The 21,106-nt window shown below is 51.3% G+C and carries 17 protein-coding genes and 1 pseudogene; 14 read left to right on the forward strand and 4 right to left on the reverse strand.

Going from position 1 to position 21,106, the window contains the following annotated elements:
- Window position 1 precedes the first annotated feature (1 nt).
- The 7 genes from ilvD (at window position 2) to WC659_02875 (ending at window position 7,828) form a co-directional block, all read left to right on the forward strand.
- The gene (gene ilvD / locus WC659_02845) at window positions 2-1,720 is read left to right on the forward strand and encodes a dihydroxy-acid dehydratase (protein MFA4872849.1); all 1,719 of its coding nucleotides are present in this window, start codon (window positions 2-4) and stop codon (window positions 1,718-1,720) included.
- Window positions 1,721-1,906: 186 nt separating this feature from the next.
- Window positions 1,907-2,362 (forward strand): PPC domain-containing DNA-binding protein, encoded by a 456-nt coding sequence (locus tag WC659_02850; GenBank protein MFA4872850.1) that lies wholly within the window; start codon window positions 1,907-1,909, stop codon window positions 2,360-2,362.
- Window positions 2,363-2,858: 496 nt separating this feature from the next.
- Window positions 2,859-3,908, forward strand: coding sequence for a ketol-acid reductoisomerase (gene ilvC / locus WC659_02855; GenBank protein MFA4872851.1), 1,050 nt, complete (start codon window positions 2,859-2,861; stop codon window positions 3,906-3,908).
- Between the two features lie 57 nt (window positions 3,909-3,965).
- On the forward strand, window positions 3,966-4,325 hold the full coding sequence (locus WC659_02860) for a Rid family detoxifying hydrolase (GenBank protein MFA4872852.1): 360 nt from the start codon (window positions 3,966-3,968) through the stop codon (window positions 4,323-4,325).
- An 18-nt stretch (window positions 4,326-4,343) separates the two neighbouring features.
- A complete protein-coding gene (gene ilvB, locus WC659_02865; protein ID MFA4872853.1) occupies window positions 4,344-6,098 on the forward strand; it encodes a biosynthetic-type acetolactate synthase large subunit in 1,755 nt (584 codons plus the stop codon).
- A gap of 164 nt (window positions 6,099-6,262) precedes the next feature.
- Window positions 6,263-6,520, forward strand: a complete 258-nt coding sequence (locus WC659_02870; GenBank protein MFA4872854.1) for an ACT domain-containing protein — start codon at window positions 6,263-6,265, stop codon at window positions 6,518-6,520.
- Window positions 6,521-6,637: 117 nt separating this feature from the next.
- Window positions 6,638-7,828 (forward strand): pyridoxal phosphate-dependent aminotransferase, encoded by a 1,191-nt coding sequence (locus WC659_02875; GenBank protein ID MFA4872855.1) that lies wholly within the window; start codon window positions 6,638-6,640, stop codon window positions 7,826-7,828.
- A gap of 223 nt (window positions 7,829-8,051) precedes the next feature.
- On the opposite strand, the gene leuB is transcribed toward WC659_02875, so the two are convergent.
- From leuB to WC659_02895, 4 genes and pseudogenes are all read right to left on the reverse strand, one after another.
- Window positions 8,052-9,140 carry a 3-isopropylmalate dehydrogenase gene (gene leuB, locus WC659_02880; GenBank protein MFA4872856.1) on the reverse strand — a complete coding sequence of 363 codons (1,089 nt, stop codon included), beginning with the start codon at window positions 9,138-9,140 and terminating at the stop codon, window positions 8,052-8,054.
- A 94-nt stretch (window positions 9,141-9,234) separates the two neighbouring features.
- The gene (gene leuD / locus WC659_02885; protein ID MFA4872857.1) at window positions 9,235-9,987 is read right to left on the reverse strand and encodes a 3-isopropylmalate dehydratase small subunit; all 753 of its coding nucleotides are present in this window, start codon (window positions 9,985-9,987) and stop codon (window positions 9,235-9,237) included.
- Between the two features lie 2 nt (window positions 9,988-9,989).
- Entirely contained in the window at window positions 9,990-11,417 is a 1,428-nt protein-coding gene (gene leuC, locus WC659_02890) for a 3-isopropylmalate dehydratase large subunit (GenBank protein MFA4872858.1), read from the reverse strand.
- Between the two features lie 152 nt (window positions 11,418-11,569).
- Window positions 11,570-12,718 (reverse strand): annotated as a pseudogene (locus WC659_02895) (2-isopropylmalate synthase).
- 385 nt (window positions 12,719-13,103) lie between these two features.
- Between WC659_02895 and WC659_02900 the strand changes: the two are divergent.
- The 7 genes from WC659_02900 to groL all read left to right on the forward strand — a co-directional run bounded on the left by WC659_02900 (window position 13,104) and on the right by groL (window position 20,637).
- Complete coding sequence (locus WC659_02900; GenBank protein MFA4872859.1) at window positions 13,104-13,406, forward strand: hypothetical protein; 303 nt, start codon at window positions 13,104-13,106, stop codon at window positions 13,404-13,406.
- 4 nt (window positions 13,407-13,410) lie between these two features.
- Window positions 13,411-14,106: a hypothetical protein gene (locus tag WC659_02905; GenBank protein MFA4872860.1), complete on the forward strand. Its 696-nt coding sequence runs from the start codon at window positions 13,411-13,413 to the stop codon at window positions 14,104-14,106.
- A 38-nt stretch (window positions 14,107-14,144) separates the two neighbouring features.
- A complete protein-coding gene (locus WC659_02910) occupies window positions 14,145-15,431 on the forward strand; it encodes a hypothetical protein (GenBank protein ID MFA4872861.1) in 1,287 nt (428 codons plus the stop codon).
- Between the two features lie 472 nt (window positions 15,432-15,903).
- The gene (locus WC659_02915; protein ID MFA4872862.1) at window positions 15,904-16,917 is read left to right on the forward strand and encodes a hypothetical protein; all 1,014 of its coding nucleotides are present in this window, start codon (window positions 15,904-15,906) and stop codon (window positions 16,915-16,917) included.
- Window positions 16,918-17,005: 88 nt separating this feature from the next.
- Complete coding sequence (locus WC659_02920) at window positions 17,006-18,394, forward strand: O-antigen ligase family protein (GenBank protein MFA4872863.1); 1,389 nt, start codon at window positions 17,006-17,008, stop codon at window positions 18,392-18,394.
- A 172-nt stretch (window positions 18,395-18,566) separates the two neighbouring features.
- Entirely contained in the window at window positions 18,567-18,860 is a 294-nt protein-coding gene (locus WC659_02925; protein ID MFA4872864.1) for a co-chaperone GroES, read from the forward strand.
- 130 nt (window positions 18,861-18,990) lie between these two features.
- A complete protein-coding gene (gene groL, locus WC659_02930; protein ID MFA4872865.1) occupies window positions 18,991-20,637 on the forward strand; it encodes a chaperonin GroEL in 1,647 nt (548 codons plus the stop codon).
- Window positions 20,638-21,106: the final 469 nt, after the last annotated feature.

A 21,106-nucleotide genomic window follows, 5' to 3' on the forward strand; every position in this document is an offset into this window, starting at 1 on the left:
TATGTCAGCTTCCTCATTGAAACACCACAGCCAGCTTATGACCGGTTCTCCCGGCACTGCCGACTGGCCCAAAAGGGCCGCGGCGCGGGCCATGCTAAGGGCGGTGGGTTTTAAGGATCAGGATTTTGAGAAACCCATCATCACGGTCGCCTGTCCCTACACCAACGCCACGCCGTGCAATGACCACGTGGACAAGCTCGGGCGTGTTGTGGTTGAGGAAGTGGAAAAGATAGGCGGCAAGCCGTTTATTTTCGGCACGCCGGTGGTAAGCGACGGTGAGAGCATGGGTACGGAAGGTATGAAGTATTCGCTCGTGTCGCGCGAATGGATTGCGGACAACATAGAAATCATGCAGGAGTCATACATGGCAGACGGCGCGATTACCTTGTCAGGATGCGATAAGACGATTCCCGGCGCGCTGATGCCTTTGGCGCGCAACAACAGCATTGGCCTCACGCTCTACGGCGGTTCGATTCACCCCGGCAGACTGGGTGATAAAGACCTCACCATTGTGAGCTCGTTCGAAGCGATTGGCGCCCATGCGGCGGGGAAGATAAGCGACGAAGAGCTCCACCAGATAGAATGCCATTCTTGCCCCGGGGCAGGATCCTGCGGCGGCATGTTTACGGCGAATACCATGGCGTCATCCATCGAGGCGCTTGGCATGTCCATTCCCGGCTCCTCATCCAATCTCGCCGTGGACAGGCACAACCAAGTGTCTGAGGACAAGCGGAACGACTGCAAAAAAACAGTCACGGCGCTCTTTCATCTTCTTGAGCGGGGCATCCGCGTTCGTGACATCATGACTAGGCAAGCGTTTGAGAATGCCATTGTCGTGGTGATGGCGCTGGGCGGGTCTACCAACGCCGTGCTCCATTATCTAGCCCTCGCGCATGAGGCGGGCGTGGAGCTCACGCTTGATGATTTCTCGCGCGTGGCCGCGCGGGTGCCGCTCCTCGGAAATTTTTCGCCTTTTGGGAAATATGTGATGGAAGATTTGCACAATATCGGCGGCATCCCCATGGTGATGAAACACCTCTTGCAGTACGGCCTTTTGCATGGCGATTGCATGACGGTGACTGGCAGGACCGTGGCGGAGAATCTAAAAGACGCGCCGGACTACCCCGAAGGACAGGATATAGTCGCGCGCGTGGATCAGCCGTGTGCGCCGCCGGACCACCACATCGTTATCCTCCGCGGCAATCTCGCGCCTGAAGGGGCGGTGATGAAGCTCTCGGGGAAAGGTGTGATGGCGCACAAGGGGCCTGCGCGGATATTCGAGCGGGAAGAAGATGCGCTTGATGCGATCCTGGAAGGCAGGGTAAAAAAAGGCGACGTGATGGTTATTCGTTTCGAAGGCCCGAAAGGCGGCCCGGGCATGAGAGAAATGCTTTCTCCCTCTTCCGCGCTCATGGGTGCGGGATTGGGGAAGGAGGTCGCGCTCATCACGGACGGGCGTTTTTCCGGCGGCACGCACGGCATCATGGTGGGGCACATCACGCCGGAAGCGCAGACAGGCGGCCCGATTGCGTTCCTCAAAGAAGGGGACATGATTGACATAGACGTCCAAAGACGAGAAATAAATGTTGAGATAAGCGAAGAGGAAATGCGCGCACGCGCAGCAGTGTGGAAAGCGCCCGCACTGAAATATCAGCGAGGGGTGCTGTGGAAATACGCCACGCTCGTGGGAAGCGCATCGAGAGGGGCCGTGACAAGTTAGACGTGCGTTTATTCGTTGGGAAAACACGTTTCTTTAAGATTCCAACCATATTAGTGTATTATTCTGCTCGGTCGCACCCCAGTTCTTGTTGCGGAACTCGTCCCGCTCCGCGGGACTCAAACAGTCCTCACTGCGAACTGTGGCACCCCCTCGCTTTAGGAAAAGGAGGGAAAGGAGAAAAAATGTATGAACTATGTATCCGCCGAAGGAAGGCAGGGAAGGGTAATGGTAGCTCGGTTTAAGCCCGGACAGGATTTGCGTGACGCATTGAATGCTTTTTGCCTTGAGAAGGGGATAAAAGCCGGCTATATTCCGGTACTCTTAGGAGGATTCAAGAATCTCAAGGTGAATGCGATGGCGCAAGGAGAGGAGGATGACCAACCGCGCACTGTCTTGCGCGAGTACCGCGAGCCTCTGGAATATTTCGGCTGCGGCACGGTTGCATTTGCGGACGGCAAGCCTTCGATCCATATCCACCTTACTGCGGCGCAAGGGAACCACAACGCGGTCGGAGGGCATCTCGTATCCGGAGAGATCGTCTTTCTAACAGAAGTAGTTATCGTGGAGGTTGAGGGCATTGTCATGACGCGCCAGAGTGATCCCGAAGTTTTCAATATGCCCCTTTTGCATTTTTCCCATTGATCCCGTTGATAATAAATGAGACATGGTTTAATATGAGATGTCCTTTAATCCATAATTCAATTATTTATACAGTTTATATACAACGGGGTTGACATAAAAACCCGGCGGGAGTAGCCTTAGAATATACCTATGCAAAGTACCGCAACCAATCAGATTTTTAGCGTTGTTATCCTTATCCAGCCGTGAGGGTGGCCGCTTGCGTATACGCAATACCGTCGCAGAGGCCGCCCGAAAGCGGCCATTTTTTATACCAAATAATGGATCGCAGCAATTTTAGGTTTCACGCGTATGTACGCAGAAGCCGTCCGCGTCACCTTTAGTAATATTTGGCGTTTAGTGCGTATGCGGACGGACGCAGACCCGCCTGCCTACGCCTATGGTCGGGTACGAACGAGAGTAAGGTTATGCATCTAAAGTCACAGGTGTATCTCATTCATGAATAGAGGCTATGGCGGGCAGGTCAACGCAGATATGTATTATTTTTTATTTTACTACTATGAAGATTGATTTCGGCGGCGTTACGGAAGACGTTGTGACCAGGGATGAATTCCCTTTATCGCGCGCGCAGGAAGCATTAAAGGATGAGACCATCGCGGTGCTTGGCTACGGCGTGCAAGGGCCGGGGCAATCCCTCAATATGCGCGATCAAGGCTTTCGCGTCATTGTGGGCCAGCGGAAGGGTACGGATTCGTGGGATAAGGCGGTGAATGATGGATGGAAGCCGGGTGAAACGTTGTTTGAGTTGGACGAGGCCGCTGCGCGCGGCACCATTATCCAATATTTGCTCTCTGACGCGGGGCAGAAGCAGTACTGGCCTGCCTTGAAGCCGCATCTTACGAAGGGTAAGGCGCTCTGTTTTTCGCATGGATTTTCCATTGTGTACAAAGACCAGACCCGCGTGGTGCCGCCCGCCTGTGTGGATGTCATTCTGGTCGCGCCAAAAGGGTCAGGTACGTCCGTGCGCAGGAATTTTTTAAAAGGCAGCGGGATAAACGCGAGCTTTGCGGTGTTTCAGGATGCGACAGGCCATGCGCGCGACCGCGCGATTGCCTGCGGTATTGCAGTCGGTTCCGGTTTTCTCTTCCCCACCACGTTTGAGAACGAGGTATGGAGCGACTTGACCGGCGAGCGGGGTGTGCTCATGGGTGCGCTTGCGGGCATTATGGAGGCGCAGTACAACCTCCTCCGCGCCAAGGGTCATTCGCCCTCTGAAGCGTTCAATGAAACCGTGGAAGAAGCTACACAAAGCCTCATCCCTTTGATTGCAGAAAAAGGTATGGACTGGATGTATGCAAACTGTTCGACGACTGCCCAGCGCGGCGCGCTTGACTGGCGGCATAAGTTCCGCAAGGCAGTGGAGCCGGTGTTCGAAGAGCTCTACAAAAGAGTGAAAGAAGGGAAGGAAACGGAAATCGTGCTTAAGGCAAACAGCGATCCGCACTACCGCGAGAATTTGAAGAAAGAATTGGACGAAATGAAAAATTCCGAAATGTGGCAAGCAGGCGCGGCGGTGCGCGGATTGCGTCCCGAAAACTGGAAAAAGTAGAAGCCAGTGTACGCCATCACTATGCCAGTATACGCCGCTTAGTGAGGAGTTTAATTTATGAATAACCACATAAAACCCATCGGCCCATATTCAACCGCACGGCGTGCAGGCGATCTCCTTTTCTGTTCCGGACAGATCGGGATTGATGGGTCAGGTGCGCTCGTCGCCGGCGGTATTGCGTCGGAGACGCGGCAGGCGTTTGAAAATCTTAAAGAGGCGCTGCGCGAGGAAGGCTTCACTCTTCAGGACGTGGTGAAGGCCACCGTATACCTGAAGGATATGAACGAGTTTGCGGCGATGAACGCGGTGTATCAGGAATATTTTAATCCTCCGTATCCAGCGCGCGCGACCATACAGGTCGCGGCGCTTCCGAAAGGCGCGTGTATAGAAATTGAAGCAGTGGCAGTAAAGGGTTAGGTAATAAAATCATTCATTATGTTATTAACAGGAGGCGAGATATTACTCAAAACTTTAGTAGACCTCGGCGTCGACGTGATGTGGGGCATGCCTGGGGGCGTGGTGCTGCCCTTGTATGACCATTTTGCGAAATACCCACAGCTTAAACACATCCTTATCCGCCATGAACAAGGAGGGGCGTTTGCCGCCGATGGTTATGCGCGGGTGACCGGGAACGTGGGGGTATGCTTGGGCACCTCGGGTCCGGGATCCACAAACCTTGTAACAGGGATTGCGGGCGCGTTCATGGATTCCATTCCTTTGCTCGCAATCACCGGGCAGGTTGCCTCGCCTCTGATCGGTTCTGACGCGTTTCAAGAGGTGGATTCCATAGGCATTACGGTGTCGATCGTGAAACACAGCTTTTTGGCGCAAAGGGCGGAAGACGTGGCAGACATAATCACGACCGCCTATTATCTTGCCGGGTCCGGCCGCCCAGGGCCGGTGCATGTGGATGTGACTAAGGATGCGCTCATGAACAAAGTTGAGTACCAAAAGGGAATAGTTTTAGCGCTGCCGGGTTACCGCATCCCGCATATGGACGATCCCGAGATGCGCTCAGCGGTGAAACAGCTTGAAACATTATTAGAAAATCCTGATGCGCGCCCCTTAATCCTTGCTGGGCACGGGGTGGAGCTTGGCGGGGCGGAAAAGGAACTCTTGGCATTTGCGGAAAAATTGCAGATTCCAGTGGCCAATACGCTCTTGGGAACAGGCGTATTTCCGCAAGGGCATCCTCTGTATCTGGGATCGGTGGGCATGCACGGCACGGCGCTTGCGAACAAGACGCTGGCAGAATCAAATGTAGTGATCGGCATAGGGATGCGCTGGGACGACCGCGTGACAGGCGATTTGAAAAGCTTCAAGAGCGGCAGGCAATTTGTCCATTTCGAGATAGACCCGTCCGAGGTTGGCAAAATTATAACTCCCGCAGTAGCTTTCATGGGCAACGTGAAGGATACGCTCTCATCCGCCGTGAGGGAGATGCAAACGCGCGCGTGGCCGAAGTGGCGGCGCTCCATTGAAGAGTGGAAAGCCGCTTGGCCGCCATTCGCCCTTCCTTATCCGCAAGCTGAAGACGGTCCCATTTCCCAGCCGTGGGCGATCAGCCTGCTTTCGGAAATGACAAAGGGCGAAGACATCGTGGCATCAGACGTAGGCCGCCATCAGATGTGGGTGATGCGCTATTACCGGTTCCGCCATTCGCACTCGCACATTTCGCACGGAGGCTTAGGCGCGATGGGATTCGGCGTGCCCGCGGCCATGGGCGCGAAATTTGGCGCGCCGGGGAGGCGCGTGTGGGCAGTGAGCGGCGACGGCAGCTTTCAGATCAATATCCAAGAACTCGCGACGATTGCGGAAAACAAAGTCGAGGTAAAAATGGTGCTGATGAACGACGGATCGCTGGGTATGGTGCGGCAGTGGCAGGAGCTTTTCTACGGCTCGAACCTTTCTGCAAGCACTTTTTCAGGGAATCCCGATTTCGTGCGCGTGGCAGAAGCGTATGCCATTCCCGCGCGGCGCGTGGAGAAAGCTGCGGATTTGCGGCAGGCGTTTGAGTGGGCTATGCAGACTCCCGGGCCGGTCCTTGTTGAGGTGCGGGTTGACCCGCAGGAGCACGTCTACCCCATGGTGCCGGCAGGCAAGGGAGTGCATGAGCAGATCATTGTTGACCCTCGACGGGCATTACATGCGGAATCGCACTTGAAATTAAGCGCGTCAACGAGCGATTAAATTAAAATACAAATCTCAAAATGTCACCGCTTTGCGGGATCCCGCTTACCATTGAATACCATCATTAAGGTGCGGGACAGAATGACAAACCAAAATTTATAAATTTTACATTTTCATTTTGATTTTTGATATTTGATTTTTGCATTATTTGAATAAGTAAAGTTATGCAATACAATGAGTTCCATTTCAAGATTACCCTCGAAGCCATGAATCACGTGGGCGTGATGACGCGCATAACAAATGTGCTGCGAAAGTTCAGCCTGAATATTTATGAATTCAGCGGCAAGACGCACCCCGAAGACCCAGAGCGCTTTACAATGTATCTTTGGGTAGCAGGCCCCAGAGAAAACTGCGATTATATTTTCAAGAAATTGGAAAAGATTATCGATGTGGTGAAGATTGAGTGGAAGGGAGTGAAGTAAATATGATACCAATATACGAATGTATTCGAATGATGCGAATCACTGCGAATTCGTAGGTATTAGCCTGCCTGCGCAGGCAGGTATCATTAGTATTAATTAGTTGATTAGTATCATACTATGTTGAAACCCATTCGACCTTTTAGTAAGCGCATAACTAAAATTGAAGTGTCCGCCATCAAGCAGATGGCGCTGAAGGCTACGGAATACAAGAACGTGGTATCGTTCGGCTGGGGCGTGCCGTCGTTTCGGACAAAAGAGGAGATACGGGACGCGGTGCGTGACGCGTTTCAGAATGATCCTCATCTGGATAAATATGCGCCCGTGTCGGGACTTACCAGCTTGCGCGAAAAGATCGCGCGCACCTGGCCGAAGCGCTATGGGTTTGAGATCTCGCCAAAAGAAGTGCTCGTGTCTGCGGGCGCTATGGAGGCGATGATGGGATTGATGATGGTGCTTTTCGATCCCGGAGACGAGGTGCTCGTGATGGACCCGGGATTCGCGTCGCACATCGAAGAAATGGAAGTGACCGGCCTTGTTCCTTCTTATGTCCATCTGGACGAATCAAAGGGATGGGGATTGACGGAGCGCGCGCTTGAGAAAGCAATTTCCAAAAAAAGCAGAGGGATTATCATTATCAATCCCAACAATCCCACCGGCCATGTATATGCGCGTGCAGATATTGAGTTAATAGCGCGTTTCGCCGTGCAGCACCATTTGTGGCTTATCGTAGATGAACCTTACGAATACCTGGTATTCGACGGGAAAAAATTATTCCATCCCCTGCTGATCCCAGAAGCGCGGAATAATGTGATTGCGGTGCACTCTTTTTCCAAGAAATTCGCCATGACCGGCTGGCGCGTGGGATACTTCGTGGGATCGGAGGAGTTGGTAAAAGAATTCATGAAATTCCACGACAATACGATTGTGAGTGCACCGCGCATTTCCCAAATCGCAGCGCTCGCCGCGCTAGATATCCCGGACAGCGCGTTTGCGGATGAATTAAAAGAAATGCACGCGCGCAGAGACCTGATCTGCCAATGGCTCGACAGGATGCCGGATCTCTTCACCTATGTGCGCCCCACTGGCGCGTATTACATTTTTCCGAAAATAATCGCGCCGGGGTTGGATGACGTGACGCTCGCGGAACGCCTCCTGAATGAGGTGCAGGTCGTGACCACGCCGGGCTCTGCTTTCGGGCCTGTGGGCCAAAATCACCTGCGTCTCACTTTCAGCGGCACGAGAGAAGAAATCAGTGAAGGGATGGAGAGGATATCAAAATGGTGGGAAGCGGAAAAAAAGAGAAAATAAAACGGATTTACGCGGATTATACTCAATTGCTATTCAATTCCGATTCCATCGTCATCCCCGCCCCGTATCAAGGTACGGGGCAAGCTCCAGCGGGAATCCAGACGCCGTCCTCGACCGAGATCGGGGAAAACCAAAAGAAAATTGATCTTTTTGTTTGTTTTATGTCTGGATTCCAGATCCCGGTCTGGAATGACAATCGGAATTGGGTTGGCAAATTAGTATATTATACAGATATACGCGGAAATTGAGATACGATCAAATCACCCATCGTTTTCGTTCCTACAATTTTATCGTCCGTGGTGGTGGTATCTTTGATATCAAAGGTACGATATCCGCTCTCTAACACCGACGACACGGCGCGCCATACGGCATCCGATTCTGTTTTGAGGCCGAACGCGTACTCAAGCAGCATTGCGCCGGAAAGGATGGAGGCGATCGGGTTTGCGATGCCCTTCCCGGCGATATCCGGCGCCGATCCGTGGATAGGCTCAAATAAACCCACACCCGGCCCAAGGCTCGCGGACGCGAGCAGGCCAAGACTTCCCGCAATTTGCGATGCTTCGTCGGTCAGGATGTCGCCGAACATGTTTTCCGTGAGGACCACGTCGAATTGGCGCGGATTTTTTATTAATTGCATGGCGGCGTTATCCACATACATATGCGTGAGCGCGACGTCGGAGTAATCGCGCGCAACTTCGTTCACGGTCTCCCGCCAGAGGCGGGAACATTCCAGGACGTTTGCCTTGTCTACGGAACGGAGCGTTTTTTTCCTTCTGCGCGCCGCCTCAAACGCCATGCGGGCGATCCGCACGACGGCATCTTTGGTATAGCGCATGGTATCCCATGCTTCGTCCCGCGCCACGTTTCTGCCCCGCGGCTCTCCAAAGTAAATGCCGCCGACCAGTTCCCTGAAAAATACGATATCCGCGCCTTCAAGGACCTCCTGTTTCAATGAAGAAGCGTCGAGGAGTGGAGAGAAGAGCCTGATTGGGCGGATATTTGCGAACAAATCAAAATCTTTGCGGATTTTCAAGAGTCCCTGTTCCGGTCTCACCGTGGCATGCGGGTCCTGGTCGTATTTCGGCAAGCCCACCGCGCCGAGCAAAATCGCGTCTGTGTCCTTGGCAGCTTCAATGGTTTTTGGCGGCAGGGGATCGCCTGTCGCGTCGATTGCCGCAGCACCAATCAACTCATGACGAAAATGGAAATCGTGTCCGAATTTTTCCGCGACCGCTTTCAGCATCTTGACGGTTTCTGCGGTCACCTCCGGTCCTATGCCGTCACCCGGTAAAACTAAGATATTTTTATACATATCAATACGCATCAATGAGATTTTTTCACATTGTAGCGTGGTAGCTTGTCTACCACTCACGATGTCTTATTGTCGGAGGCAAGCTCCGACGCTACTATTCTTGTGACTGTCGTTGCTCGAACGCAGCAATCTCCGGCTCAAATTTAAGAATATATCCAATCTCATCTACCCCGTCGCGGAGACATGCTTTCACGAACGGATCAATCTCAAAGCGGTAGTCCTTGCCTTTCCAACTCACGGTTTGCCGTTCTAGGTCAAGGTGCGCTTCTTCTTGCGGACTACCTGCGGCATCTTTATGCATTTGGTCCACGGCCACTTCAGGCAATGAAACGGGAAGAAGGCCGTTTTTATAGCAGTTATTTTTAAAAATATCGCCGAAGGTAATCGCAATCACGGCCTTGAACCCGTATTCAGAAAGCGCCCAGACCGCATGTTCGCGGGAAGAGCCGCTGCCAAAATCCCTATGCGCGAGCAATATCCTTGCATTTTTATCCGCCTCCGCAGGAAAACCGCGGGCGTCAGCCCGCGGATGAATGCGGGACTGCGGATCCGCCGAAGCCTTGCGCGAAGGCGGCAGGACTGCTACGGCGGATTCCGCCTGATCTCCCTTGAGAGAGATACCGTGGGCGTGAGCCCGCGGAGTTTCATACAGGGGATTATTGAGAGGAAATTCCGGCCCTGCCTCGCCCTGCGGATTAAACCGCAAATCACGGAATAGATTTTCCCCATAGCCTTCCTTTCCGGTTGCGATCAAAAACCGCGCGGGTATGATCTGGTCAGTGTCCACGTCGTCCATCAGCAGAGGAACGAGGAGCGAAGAAAAATTTTTGAATGGAGCCTGTGACATATTTATTGAATATATTTTCTCACGTCCGTCACCTTGCCTTCAATAGCCGCCACGGCCGCCATGGCAGGGGACATGAGGAGCGTGCGCGCGCCCTGGCCCTGCCTGCCAATGAAGTTGCGGTTGGATGTGGACGCGCAGTATTTCCCCGGGGGCACGACATCGCCGTTCATCGCGATGCACATGCTGCAGCCCGGATCGCGCCATTCGCATCCGGCATTTTCGAATATTTCCTTCAGCCCTTCCGCTTCCGCCTGTTTCTTCACACTTTGCGATCCCGGCACCACGTAGACGATGCGGCCCGCCGCGATTTTCCCCCCTTTCAGGAATTGCGCGGCGACGCGCAGGTCTTCAATGCGCGCATTGGTGCAGCTGCCGATAAATACATAATCGATGCGTTGCCCTATGACCCGCTGGCCCGGTTGCATTCCCATATAGTCAAGCGCTTTCTTCACTTCAGGATTCGCGGTGTCATCAGGAATGTGTTCACTCACCTTCACGGACATGCCCGGATTGATGCCCCAGGTCACCATGGGCTCGATTTCAGACGCGTCCATCTTCACTTCACGGTCAAACGCCGCGTCCGAATCACCGCGAAAGGAAAGCCATGTGGCTATTGTCGCGCGTTTTGATTCTTCGGTAGGAAAGGAAATTTTTGAGAGCAGATAATCGACCGTCGTCTGATCCGGCGCGATCATGCCGGCGCGCGCGCCCGCTTCAATGCTCATGTTGCACACCGTGAGCCTCTCTTCCATGCTTAATTTTTCTATTGTATTCCCGCGGTATTCCAGAGTGTAGCCCACGCCGCCGCCCACACCGATCCGCCGGATGATGGAAAGGATGATGTCTTTTGCATACACCCCCCGCGGAAGCTCACCGGTGATGGTGATGGCCATGGTTTTGGTCTTTTTTTGCAGGAGGCACTGGGTAGCGAACACCTGTTCAACTTCCGACGTGCCGATACCGAAGGCGAGGGCGCCAAACGCGCCGTGCGAGGACGTATGGCTGTCACCGCACACGATGGTCATGCCCGGCTGGGTGAGGCCGAGTTCTGGCCCGATGACGTGGACAATTCCTTGCTTGTCGCTCTCAAGCCCGTAGAGAGTGATGCCTTCTGCGCGGCAATTCTCTTCAAGCGTATTCACTTGTTTCTGCGCATTTCCGTCTTTCCACACTCTTTCGAAGCGTCCCCGCGAGGGCACCGCATGATCCATGGTGGCAAAGGTGAGATCAGGGCGGCGCACCCTCATTCCGCGCGTTTTTAGCCCCGCAAACGCCTGCGGTGAGGTCACCTCATGGATGAGATGAAGGTCAATGTAGATGATCGCAGGTTCATTCGGCGCCTGCCCCGTAAGCCCCGCCTTGGCGGGGTCCTTCGGGGCTTCCCGCACCACATGCGCGTCCCATATTTTGTCGTACAAGGTCTTGGACATAGCAATGAAAATCCCAAATCCCAATTTCCAATGACCAATAAAATCCAAATGTGAAAATCCCAAATTGGTCATTCAGTCATTAATGCATTGGTTGGTCATTGGGGTTTGGGCATTGGTCATTTCTTTGAACTTTGAAATTTGAATTTTGTCATTATATCAATGAGGTCTTCTTCTTCCACTTCTTTCTTTTCGTCTGCCACGATGAGGAAACGCCGATACGCCTCATCCAGCTGATCGCCTTCCAATGAGAATCCCAATTGCGCGAGTTTGTGTTTCAGCGCGGCGTGGCCGGAGCGTGCGGTGAGCACGATTCTCGACACGTCCACGCCCACATCCGGCGGATTGATGATTTCATAATTATCCCTGCTTTTCAATACGCCGTCCTGATGGATGCCGGATGAATGGGCAAAGGCATTTGCGCCTACAATCGCTTTGTTCGGCTGTACCGGAATGCCCATGGTTTTAGCGATGAGCCTGCTTAAAGAGGCTAAGCGGGAGCTCTCAATCCTGATCTCGAAGCCGTTATCGCGCCGGGTTTTCAGCGCCATCACGACTTCTTCGAGCGCCGCGTTTCCCGCCCGCTCGCCGATGCCGTTCATCGTCACTTCCACCTGCCGCGCGCCCGCGCGCACGCCTGCCAAAGTGTTCGCGGTCGCAAGCCCCAAGTCGTTGTGGCAATGGACGCTTACCACGACATTCTCAATGCCTTTCACGCGGTCGAACAGGTATTTTATTTTTTCATACCACTCTTCAGGAAAACAATAGCCGGTGGTGTCGGGGATATTGACGACCGTGGCGCCCGCGGCAATGACCACTTCAACCATCTGCGCCAAAAACACAGGATCCGCGCGTCCCGCATCTTCGGCATAGAATTCAATGTCATGGACAAATTGTTTCGCATAGCGCACCGCATCGACGCCTTGAGAGAGCACTTTGTCCCGCGTGGATTTAAACTTTTTTTCAATATGGATATCAGACGAGCCGATGCCGGTATGGATGCGCGGCCGTTTCGCAAAACGCAATGCCTCGACTGCCGCGTCAATGTCTTTGTGCACGGCCCGCGTGAGCGCGCACACCGTCACGTCGCCCACGGCCTTGGACACCTCGACCACTGACGCGAAATCTCCCGGGCTTGATATGGGGAATCCCGCTTCAATCACGTCCACGCTCAGCCGCGCAAGCTCCCGCGCGAGCGCGACTTTCTCTTGCGTGTTCAGCTTCGCGCCCGGCACTTGTTCGCCATCCCGCAAGGTAGTGTCGAAGATGTACAGACGTTCTTTGGTTTGGGGTGAAGATGGCATAGTGAGCATATTTATTCATGGTAGCGTGGCAGTTTATCTGCCACCGATAGGTTACTTGAAGTCGCAGACAAGCCTGCTTGCGCAGGCAAGCTGCGACGCTACGAATTGGTTTTGAATTTTAGGATTTCATTTAACTGCGGTAAAGATAAAAAAATCCTCCCCTTATGGGAGGTAATAGGTAGAATTTTGACTACGCAGCATTACTTCCCACCCGGTAATGGAAGGAGGAGAGAAGTAAGGAGAAGCGAGTGAATGGCGGTGGTTTGATGTGTCATATTCTTAAGTTTAGGGTATGTCAAATATCCGTTTACGTCAATACATTGTTGTGGATAAGGGCTTTTTATGCTATTTTGACGTGTGAAAGAAGCGATGGTATTCTTGTAGTATGAAGAATGAAAATTTTCCTCGTGGTTTAAATGATTCATCTTCATCAATCAAGGAATTGACTACTCTACTTGATAAAGTATCGGAGGGAGAATTAGTCGAAGCATATAATAAAGGACGAGTAGTGCTACAACAAGGGACAGTGCATGATAGTGGTTCACCGCTGAATCTTCACTTGTGGGGCGTTGAAGGTATAGCATGGGATTCTCAACCATTGAAAGAAAGAATTGAGGAATTGAAAGACGCATTAGAAGAGAAGGGATACCAATTTGATCATGAGGGAAATATTATTAAATTATCTTAAGTCCATGTTTTCTAAAAAAAGGATTATCGCTATTGCGCTTTTTGCCGTGATCGGCCTATTGGCGGATCGCGTGGCGGTGAGCGCGGTGTGGGGAGCTAAGGGCCAGACCTTTACGCTCTTGCAGCTGTTTGCGCCGGCAGTGGGCGCATTCCTTGGCGGCGTGAGCGGCGCCGTTACCGTATTGTTTACGGAAATCGCGAGTTTCATCATCCAAGGGAAAGAAGTCACCGTGATGAATGTAGTTCGCCTTTTGCCGCTGGTGTGCGCGACATTTTATTTTGCCAGCGTCATGCGGCCCCATGGCAAGAAGTCGCGGTGGATTGAGATTGGCGTGCCCGCGCTCGCCATGCTTATCTTTTGGGAACACCCCATCGGCCGCGCGGTGTGGTACTACGCGCTTTATTGGACCATCCCCATGATTGTATCGCTCACGCCTTTGCGGAAGACCTTGGTGGGGAAAAGTTTAGGCTCCACATTTACCGCGCACGCAGTCGGCGGCGCGTATTGGATCTGGGCAACCAATATGGCGGCGCCGCTCTGGACCGCGCTCATTCCGGTCGTCGCCATGGAGCGCGCGGTGTTTGGGCTGGGGATTGCGCTCACGTTTATGGCGGTCAACCTGTCGCTCTCTCGCCTGCCCTCGGTCCACGCGCTCCCGATCAAGATTCACCATGTAAGGACAGTTTTTTCACGGGGTTAACGGCGGTCGCCTTTTCGATAGAATTAAATTATAATTTTATGCCACCAACAAGCCCCGCACAGCCACAAAATGAGGAAATGTTAGAACCTCAACCAAAATTTAACACACTGTTAACTATAATTATCTCTGTCTTCGCCACCACCATACTAGTCGGAGCAGGAGTGTATTTTGTCATGGCGAGAAACAACAGCAGTGGCAATCAGCAAGTATTGGAAACACAGGTTGATTATTTAAATAAAAAAATTGAAGTTTTGGAAAGTCAAAAGCAGGCCAATACCGAAGATACTAAAAACATTGTTAATGAAGGCAAAAATGGAGAGCAAGGGAATCAGGATAAATTTGCTGATTGGCAGATTTATCGGAATGAGCAGTATGGGTTTGAAATAAAGTATCCAAAGGATTTAATTGTTAATCAAACTGATTCAAATATTATTACAATGGGCTCTCAGGCAACACCTTATATAGTCATTGAAAGATATCCAAGCAGACAAAACATTGATTTTCAAAGTTTTGTTCAGGAAAAATTAGTAAAAGCTTTTGGTAGTTTATTAGATGTTAATAAAATTAAATGGGCAGAGTGGGCACATAAAGAAATTTTTGATCAGTATGTTATAGATGTGGAGTTTGAGAATATGGTAGGTGGTTACACCGGCAATGTAATTTGGACTTATTTTGCGAGAGGAAATTGGGTGTACAGAATATCAGCTTTGCAGGGCTACAATAATATGGACCAAAAGACATTTCAGAACCAAATCATTCCCACCTTTAAATTTATTAACGGAACCGCCAACTGGCAGACATATAAGAATGAAAATTTGGGATTGGAATTTAAATATCCCCAGGAATTTACTTTAAAACAGAGTGACCATCCTCATTATAAGACAGGTAGCTTTTTAGAAGTTCATCAAAGTGGAGCCGAAGTTTGGTCAAGTGATGTGGTTGTTTCAGTCAGACTTGATAATGCTTACTTGGGTACAAATTTTCAAAGTGCTTGGCTAACAGTAGCTTATGATTCAGATATTGCCGATTTATCTAACTGTCAGGAGCTACACAGAAACAGAGGAGTAGAAAAAATGACTGATAGTCAGGTCGTTAATAGAGTTACTTGGTATAAAGGCGAAACTAGCGGTGTAGCAGCGGGTACGTATGTGAAATCAAAAGTTCATCATACTTTTCATAATGATATGTGTTATGAAGTAACCCTGCATCTATCAATTGCTAACATTGGGAACTTTGATCCTACTTCAGGTATAAAAGAAGTTGATGAAAGTGTAGTTTGGGTAAAGCTGGGAAGTATTTTTTCCACCTTCAAATTTTTAGATTAAATTTTGGCTGACTTAACAAATCGGTTCCAGGTATAACCTCGAGCCAACACCGTGTTTTAGTGTTTCTGTGCTTTATGTGTTTTATGACTTTATTCCATTACCATTCTTTAAAGTAAAGCAAGTGTTATGGGGTAAATTAAAGGTACTAAATGGAATCCGCATCAACCAAGGACGCGGTTTTTTATTAGTTATTCCGTACAAGGGATTACCCTCTCAGTAGAGCCAAGGTGGTATAATATACACATGCCCAGAAGTACAACATCCAAGAGGGAGGCAAGAGTCTGAGAGTTAAGTATGGGGATATTATTCTGTAGCGATGAGTGATGTAAAATATGGGCATTATTTCAAGCCTCCCTCATCGATCGCCAAACGTTGTATTCAAGTTTGTTATGACTAATACTTCACAGACGCATTCATTCTGTAGATATATAAATACCATCCACGTTTGGCGTTGGATGTTGATATGCTGGGTATGACCGCATTGCAACAATCTCTCCTTGCGACCCTCGCGTGGTTTGACCTGTTTGACTATCCCTTGACCGCATGGGAGGTTTATACGTGGCTGTGTATTGGCAATGACAAGGCAGGTTTTGGGGCATCCTCATCTTACGAAGAGGTGTTGGAGGGATTGCGCGCATTGGTTGCAGAAAAGGCCATAGAATCCCAGTGGTCGTTTTTTTTCCTTGTCGGCAGGAAGGAAACCGTAGAAATCCGCAGGAACAGGTATCTCATCGCTGACGCCAAATTTACACGGGCGCGTTACGTTGCCAGCCTATTCCGCTTCGTGCCATGGGTGCGCATGGTCGCGGTATGCAATACGCTCGGATATTCAAACGCCGCTCATGAGAGTGATATTGATTTTCTCATCATCACTTCATCCGGCCGCCTCTGGACCGTGCGGGCGGTATGCCTCGCGCTCCTAGTACTGCTTGGACTTCGGCCTTCGCTCCAGCGGTTTGGCGCGAAGCAGGAGGAGAGAAAAGATAAGATAGACCTTACGTTTTTCGTGGGCGAAGACGCGCTCGATCTTTCACGGCTGTCTCTGAAAGGAGACGCCTCCGCATTGATTCCTGATCCTTATTTTGTCTATTGGCTGGTGCAGCTCACGCCGCTTCTGGACAAAGGAGGCGTGTATGAACGTTTCTGGGAAGCAAATCATACGCTGCGCCAGAGCGTGCCGCATACATTGCCTTACCTCACTTCTCCTTTGCGGCGCGTCTCCGAAAGAGTGCAAATTATTCAAAAGATTTTTGAATTGTTGTTATGGGGAAGGCGGGCCGAGCGGTTATTGCGCCGCGTACAGCTTGCCATTATGCCTTTGCGATTGAGAGAAGAAGCCTCACGCCATCGAGGAGTAGTGTTGGATGAACACGTTTTAAAATTTCACGATCATGACAGGAGAGAGGAGTATAGGGAGAGGTGGTTCAAATTGATAAAATCCCAAATCACAATATCCAAATCCCAAATAAATCTCAATATCCAATGACCAATAATACGTTTTGAATTTGGAATTTCGGATTTTGGTATTGTTTGGAATTTGGTGCTTGGAGTTTTAGGTGTCTATCATAAATTATATGTTTATTTCATCTAGGATGCTTAATTGGCTCTTTCCATTATTTGCCTTTCTTCTTCCTTTGCAGACTCGTTGGATTATCCGTGATGAGGTTGTGGGGACAAGCGCGTGGGAATATGGCAGGATAAGCCTTTATGGGTTTGATGCGGCGCTTATTGTGATTGCGGCATTGATAATTATCCGTAAGGTCATAAAGAGCAGAGCTCATCAGAATCAGGGTAATGATAATGTTCATCACGCAGGCCGCAGATCTGCGACTCCTCTCTTTACGTTATTAGGTGTTTTGTTTATGGCGTATGAATGGTATTTTGCGCTTGATCCCATGTTGACGTTGATTGTGGTACTGCGCCTCGGGCTGATTGGCATTGCGATGGGATATGTATTCCATGCAGAACCATTGCTTGTCAGGAGGACTTTGGCTGCGTTCGTGGTGGCCATGATGATTTCATCTGGATTAGGGGTGGCGCAATTCATAGCGCAAGACGATCTTGTTTCATCAAAATGGCTTGGGCTAGCGCCGCAGGAGGCGTCAACTCTCGGCGTGAGCGTGGTGGAAGCGACAGGCGGGAGGTGGCTGCGCGGCCATGGCACCATGCCGCACCCGAACGCCTTGGGAGGATTTGCCGCGCTTGCGTTTACATTGTTTCTTGTATTGCGCACAACATCATCAAACGTCCAAGAGTCATCCCGCCCCCTCATCATATGGTGTGAATCAGCATTCATGATCGCTGCGCCTCTCATCCTCATCGCGGGCGTCATTACGTCGGTGAGCCGGGCAGCCATGATCGCATGGGCAGTCTCCCTCGCAATATTTTTGTGGCAGCGCATCCAGCGCCAGGCCGTTGTCTTTAACGCACGTTTTTTCATGACGGTCGCGGCGGGTACCATAATCGTTCTGCTGTTTGCGTTGCCAGCGCTGTCCGTGCGGCTTCGCGGGCAGGGGAGGCTCGAGTCGCTCTCCTTCACCAAGCGTGCTGCCGCATTCACGCAAGCGCTCGCCGTGAGCCGCGACCATTGGGCGACCGGCACGGGATTGGGCGGCATCACGGTGGCAATGCGCGTGCGCTTCCCCGCGCTTCCCATCTGGGACATACAGCCGGTGCACAATGTTCCCGTGTTGTTAGCGGTTGAATTGGGAGTAGGAGGGTTGTTGATTTTAAGTATAGGATTGTTGTTTATAAGGAAAATTTTCAATTTTTCCCGCTGCAGCGGGATCCCGCGTGCGGGACAATTTTCAATTTTCAAAATTGGTCCATGGAGCTCTGTTATAGCGTGTTTGTTAGTGCTTGCCATGTTGGACCATTATCTCTGGACGCTTGCCGCTGGATTATATCTGATGGGGATAATGGGAGCTTCCCTAGCCCTTGACAGGGGAACGCGGAATTCGTAAGATAGGGAGGCTATTAGCACTCTTAGGTCGAGACTGCTAACCAGAGTATAATTTAATACATTTCTGCGTAATTCTGCGTAACTATCCGCGTATTTCTGCTTCTATTTAGGCAGTAGAGGCTGAACAACGCAGATGATGACGCAGATCGACGCAGAGACTTAATGATTAGTTTATGAAACTAAAACCGCTCCACGATCATATTATTGTGAAGTCCATCCAAGAGGATGAGTACACCAAGGCCGGTTTGGTGCTGCCGCAGACTGCGGACAAGGAAAAACCGGAAAAAGGCGAAGTGATCGCCGTAGGGCCTGGCAAGTTGCTCGAGAACGGCCAGCGCGCCGCCATGTCAGTCAAGGTCGGTGACAAGGTGGTATTTAAGAAGTACTCGCCGGATGAAGTCAAGCTCAACAAAGATGAGGAATACCTCGTCTTGCAGGAATCTGACGTCCTGGCTATCCTCGAATAGATTTAGTATTTTCGGCGTTGTTCCGCGTGTGCTTCAGCGTTTTTCCGCTTCTATTGATTCTTAGAAGCAGATTCACGCAGATAGTTACGCAGATCTACGCAGAATTGAAATAAGATTAATGTATATGGCTATGGCTAAACAAATTGTGTATAACGAACGGGCTCGCGCCGCTCTCAAGCGCGGCGTAGACAAGCTCGCGAACGCCGTGAAGGTGACTTTGGGTCCCCGCGGGAGGAATGTGGTGATCGATAAAGGATATGGCACCCCCACAATCACCAATGATGGGGTCACGATCGCGAAAGAGATCGAACTTGAGGAAAAGTTTGAGAACGTCGGCGCGCAATTGGTGAAAGAAGTGGCAACGAAGACGAACGACATTGCGGGCGACGGTACTACGACCGCGACGGTGCTCGCGCAGGCAATGGTGCATGAAGGCTTAAAGGTGGTCGCGGCAGGCGCGAATCCCATGGTGGTGAAGCGCGGCATTGAGAAAGGCGTCGAAGCCATCGTGGCAGAACTTAAAAATAAGATCAGCAAGCCTGTCACGGGCAAAGATGAAATCGCGCAAGTCGCTTCGATTTCCGCGAATGACGCGGAGATCGGCAGAACGATAGCGGAAGTGATCGATAAGGTGGGCAAGGACGGCGTCGTCACCGTGGAGGAGTCGCAGTCCTTCGGCATTGAGAAGGAAATCGTGGAAGGGCTGCAATTCGACAAAGGATATGTGTCCCCTTACATGATTACCGACCCCTCCCGCATGGAGGCGGTATACGAAGATCCGCACATTCTCATTACTGACAAGAAAATTGCCGCGATTAACGACATTCTTCCGCTCTTGGAAAAAATCGCACAGACCGGGAAGAAAAACCTCGTCATTATTGCGGAAGACGTGGAAGGCGAGGCGCTCGCCACCCTCGTGGTCAATAAGATCCGCGGCACGTTCCATTCGCTCGCGGTGAAGGCGCCGGGATTCGGCGACCGCAGGAAGGAAATGCTCCAGGATATCGCGGTGGTGACCGGCGGGCGTGTTATTTCTGACGAAGTGGGATTGAAATTGGAAAATTGCGAGATTGCGGACCTCGGGCGTGCGCGGAAGGTGATTGCGACCAAGGAAAACACTACCGTGGTGGAGGGCCATGGCGACCATAAGAAGATTGAAGAGCGCATCAGCCAGGTCAAGAAAGAAATTGAGCTCACTGATTCTGATTTCGACAAGGAGAAGCTCCAGGAGCGCTTGGCGAAGCTCTCCGGCGGGGTGGCCGTACTGAAGGTAGGCGCTGCCACGGAAACGGAGATGAAGGAAAAGAAGCACCGTGTGGAAGATGCGGTTTCCGCCACGAAAGCGGCGATTGAAGAAGGTATTGTCGTGGGCGGCGGCGTGGCGCTCGTGCGCGCATTGCCTTCTCTTGACCGCCTTACGGTGAGCGGCGAGGAAAAGATCGGCGTGGACATTTTGCGCCGGGCATTGGAGGAACCCTTGCGCCAAATCGCGCTCAATGCGGGCAAGGACGGCTCTGTCGTGGTGGAGGAAGTGAAAAAGCACGAAGGGTCATTCGGCTATAACGCCGCGGAGAACCGCTATGAAGATTTGGTGAAGGCGGGGATTATTGATCCCACGAAGGTCACCCGATACGCGCTCCAGAATGCCGCATCCATCGCGGCCATGCTTATCACGACCGAAGCGGTCGTGACCGACCTGCCGGAGAAGAAAGATGAAAAAGGCGGCGGTATGCCGGGCGGCATGGGAGGCATGGGCGGTGAGGATATGGAATACTAGGTCGCTCGGAGTGTCTGCATAAAAAGACGTGGTTGATTCCCCCTGCGTGGGAATCACCACTCGGCTCTCGGCTTCACTCTCCCGCTTCGCGGGATCCGTGCCCGTGAAGCCTCCGAGACGCTTTTTAACGCATCCACTCCTCGCTTGGAGTTAGGAGCTGAGGCTGCGAAGGGTTTCCTTTTAACGACCAACCTTCGTTATGGGAAGAAAAGTGATTTATGCCCGCTCCCCCATCGAGACGCTTTTTACCACAGAATCCTTCGCTGAAGGAAAATGAAAATCGTTGTTATAGATTTAACAGACAGAGCCTCGCTCGAAAGAGCGGGGCTTTTCGTTTATAAATACGATATAGATCATTAGAAACTGTTACCGTAGAGGGGATTTAAAATTGGGATCGACCGCAGCGCTTTTGAGTATCGTACAGGATTTGTAATCGCTTTTCAACTTCACGTTTCAGCACGAGCGGATT

It is taken from the genome of Patescibacteria group bacterium (genome assembly GCA_041645165.1).
Classification (GTDB): Bacteria; Patescibacteriota; Patescibacteriia; order 2-02-FULL-49-11; family 2-02-FULL-49-11; genus 2-02-FULL-49-11.

Excerpts from the sequence above, each read along its gene's own strand:
- groL (MFA4872865.1), top strand. The coding sequence starts at position 18,991 with ATGGCTAAACAAATTGTGTATAACGAACGGGCTCGCGCCGCTCTCAAG.
- leuB (MFA4872856.1), bottom strand. The coding sequence starts at position 9,140 with ATGTATAAAAATATCTTAGTTTTACCGGGTGACGGCATAGGACCGGAG.
- leuC (MFA4872858.1), bottom strand. The coding sequence starts at position 11,417 with ATGTCCAAGACCTTGTACGACAAAATATGGGACGCGCATGTGGTGCGG.
- ilvC (MFA4872851.1), top strand. The coding sequence starts at position 2,859 with ATGAAGATTGATTTCGGCGGCGTTACGGAAGACGTTGTGACCAGGGAT.
- WC659_02925 (MFA4872864.1), top strand. The coding sequence starts at position 18,567 with ATGAAACTAAAACCGCTCCACGATCATATTATTGTGAAGTCCATCCAA.
- WC659_02920 (MFA4872863.1), top strand. The coding sequence starts at position 17,006 with ATGTTTATTTCATCTAGGATGCTTAATTGGCTCTTTCCATTATTTGCC.
- WC659_02915 (MFA4872862.1), top strand. The coding sequence starts at position 15,904 with ATGACCGCATTGCAACAATCTCTCCTTGCGACCCTCGCGTGGTTTGAC.
- ilvB (MFA4872853.1), top strand. The coding sequence starts at position 4,344 with ATGTTATTAACAGGAGGCGAGATATTACTCAAAACTTTAGTAGACCTC.
- WC659_02905 (MFA4872860.1), top strand. The coding sequence starts at position 13,411 with ATGTTTTCTAAAAAAAGGATTATCGCTATTGCGCTTTTTGCCGTGATC.
- WC659_02860 (MFA4872852.1), top strand. The coding sequence starts at position 3,966 with ATGAATAACCACATAAAACCCATCGGCCCATATTCAACCGCACGGCGT.
- WC659_02875 (MFA4872855.1), top strand. The coding sequence starts at position 6,638 with ATGTTGAAACCCATTCGACCTTTTAGTAAGCGCATAACTAAAATTGAA.
- WC659_02910 (MFA4872861.1), top strand. The coding sequence starts at position 14,145 with ATGCCACCAACAAGCCCCGCACAGCCACAAAATGAGGAAATGTTAGAA.
- leuD (MFA4872857.1), bottom strand. The coding sequence starts at position 9,987 with ATGTCACAGGCTCCATTCAAAAATTTTTCTTCGCTCCTCGTTCCTCTG.
- WC659_02900 (MFA4872859.1), top strand. The coding sequence starts at position 13,104 with ATGAAGAATGAAAATTTTCCTCGTGGTTTAAATGATTCATCTTCATCA.
- ilvD (MFA4872849.1), top strand. The coding sequence starts at position 2 with ATGTCAGCTTCCTCATTGAAACACCACAGCCAGCTTATGACCGGTTCT.
- WC659_02850 (MFA4872850.1), top strand. The coding sequence starts at position 1,907 with ATGAACTATGTATCCGCCGAAGGAAGGCAGGGAAGGGTAATGGTAGCT.
- WC659_02870 (MFA4872854.1), top strand. The coding sequence starts at position 6,263 with ATGCAATACAATGAGTTCCATTTCAAGATTACCCTCGAAGCCATGAAT.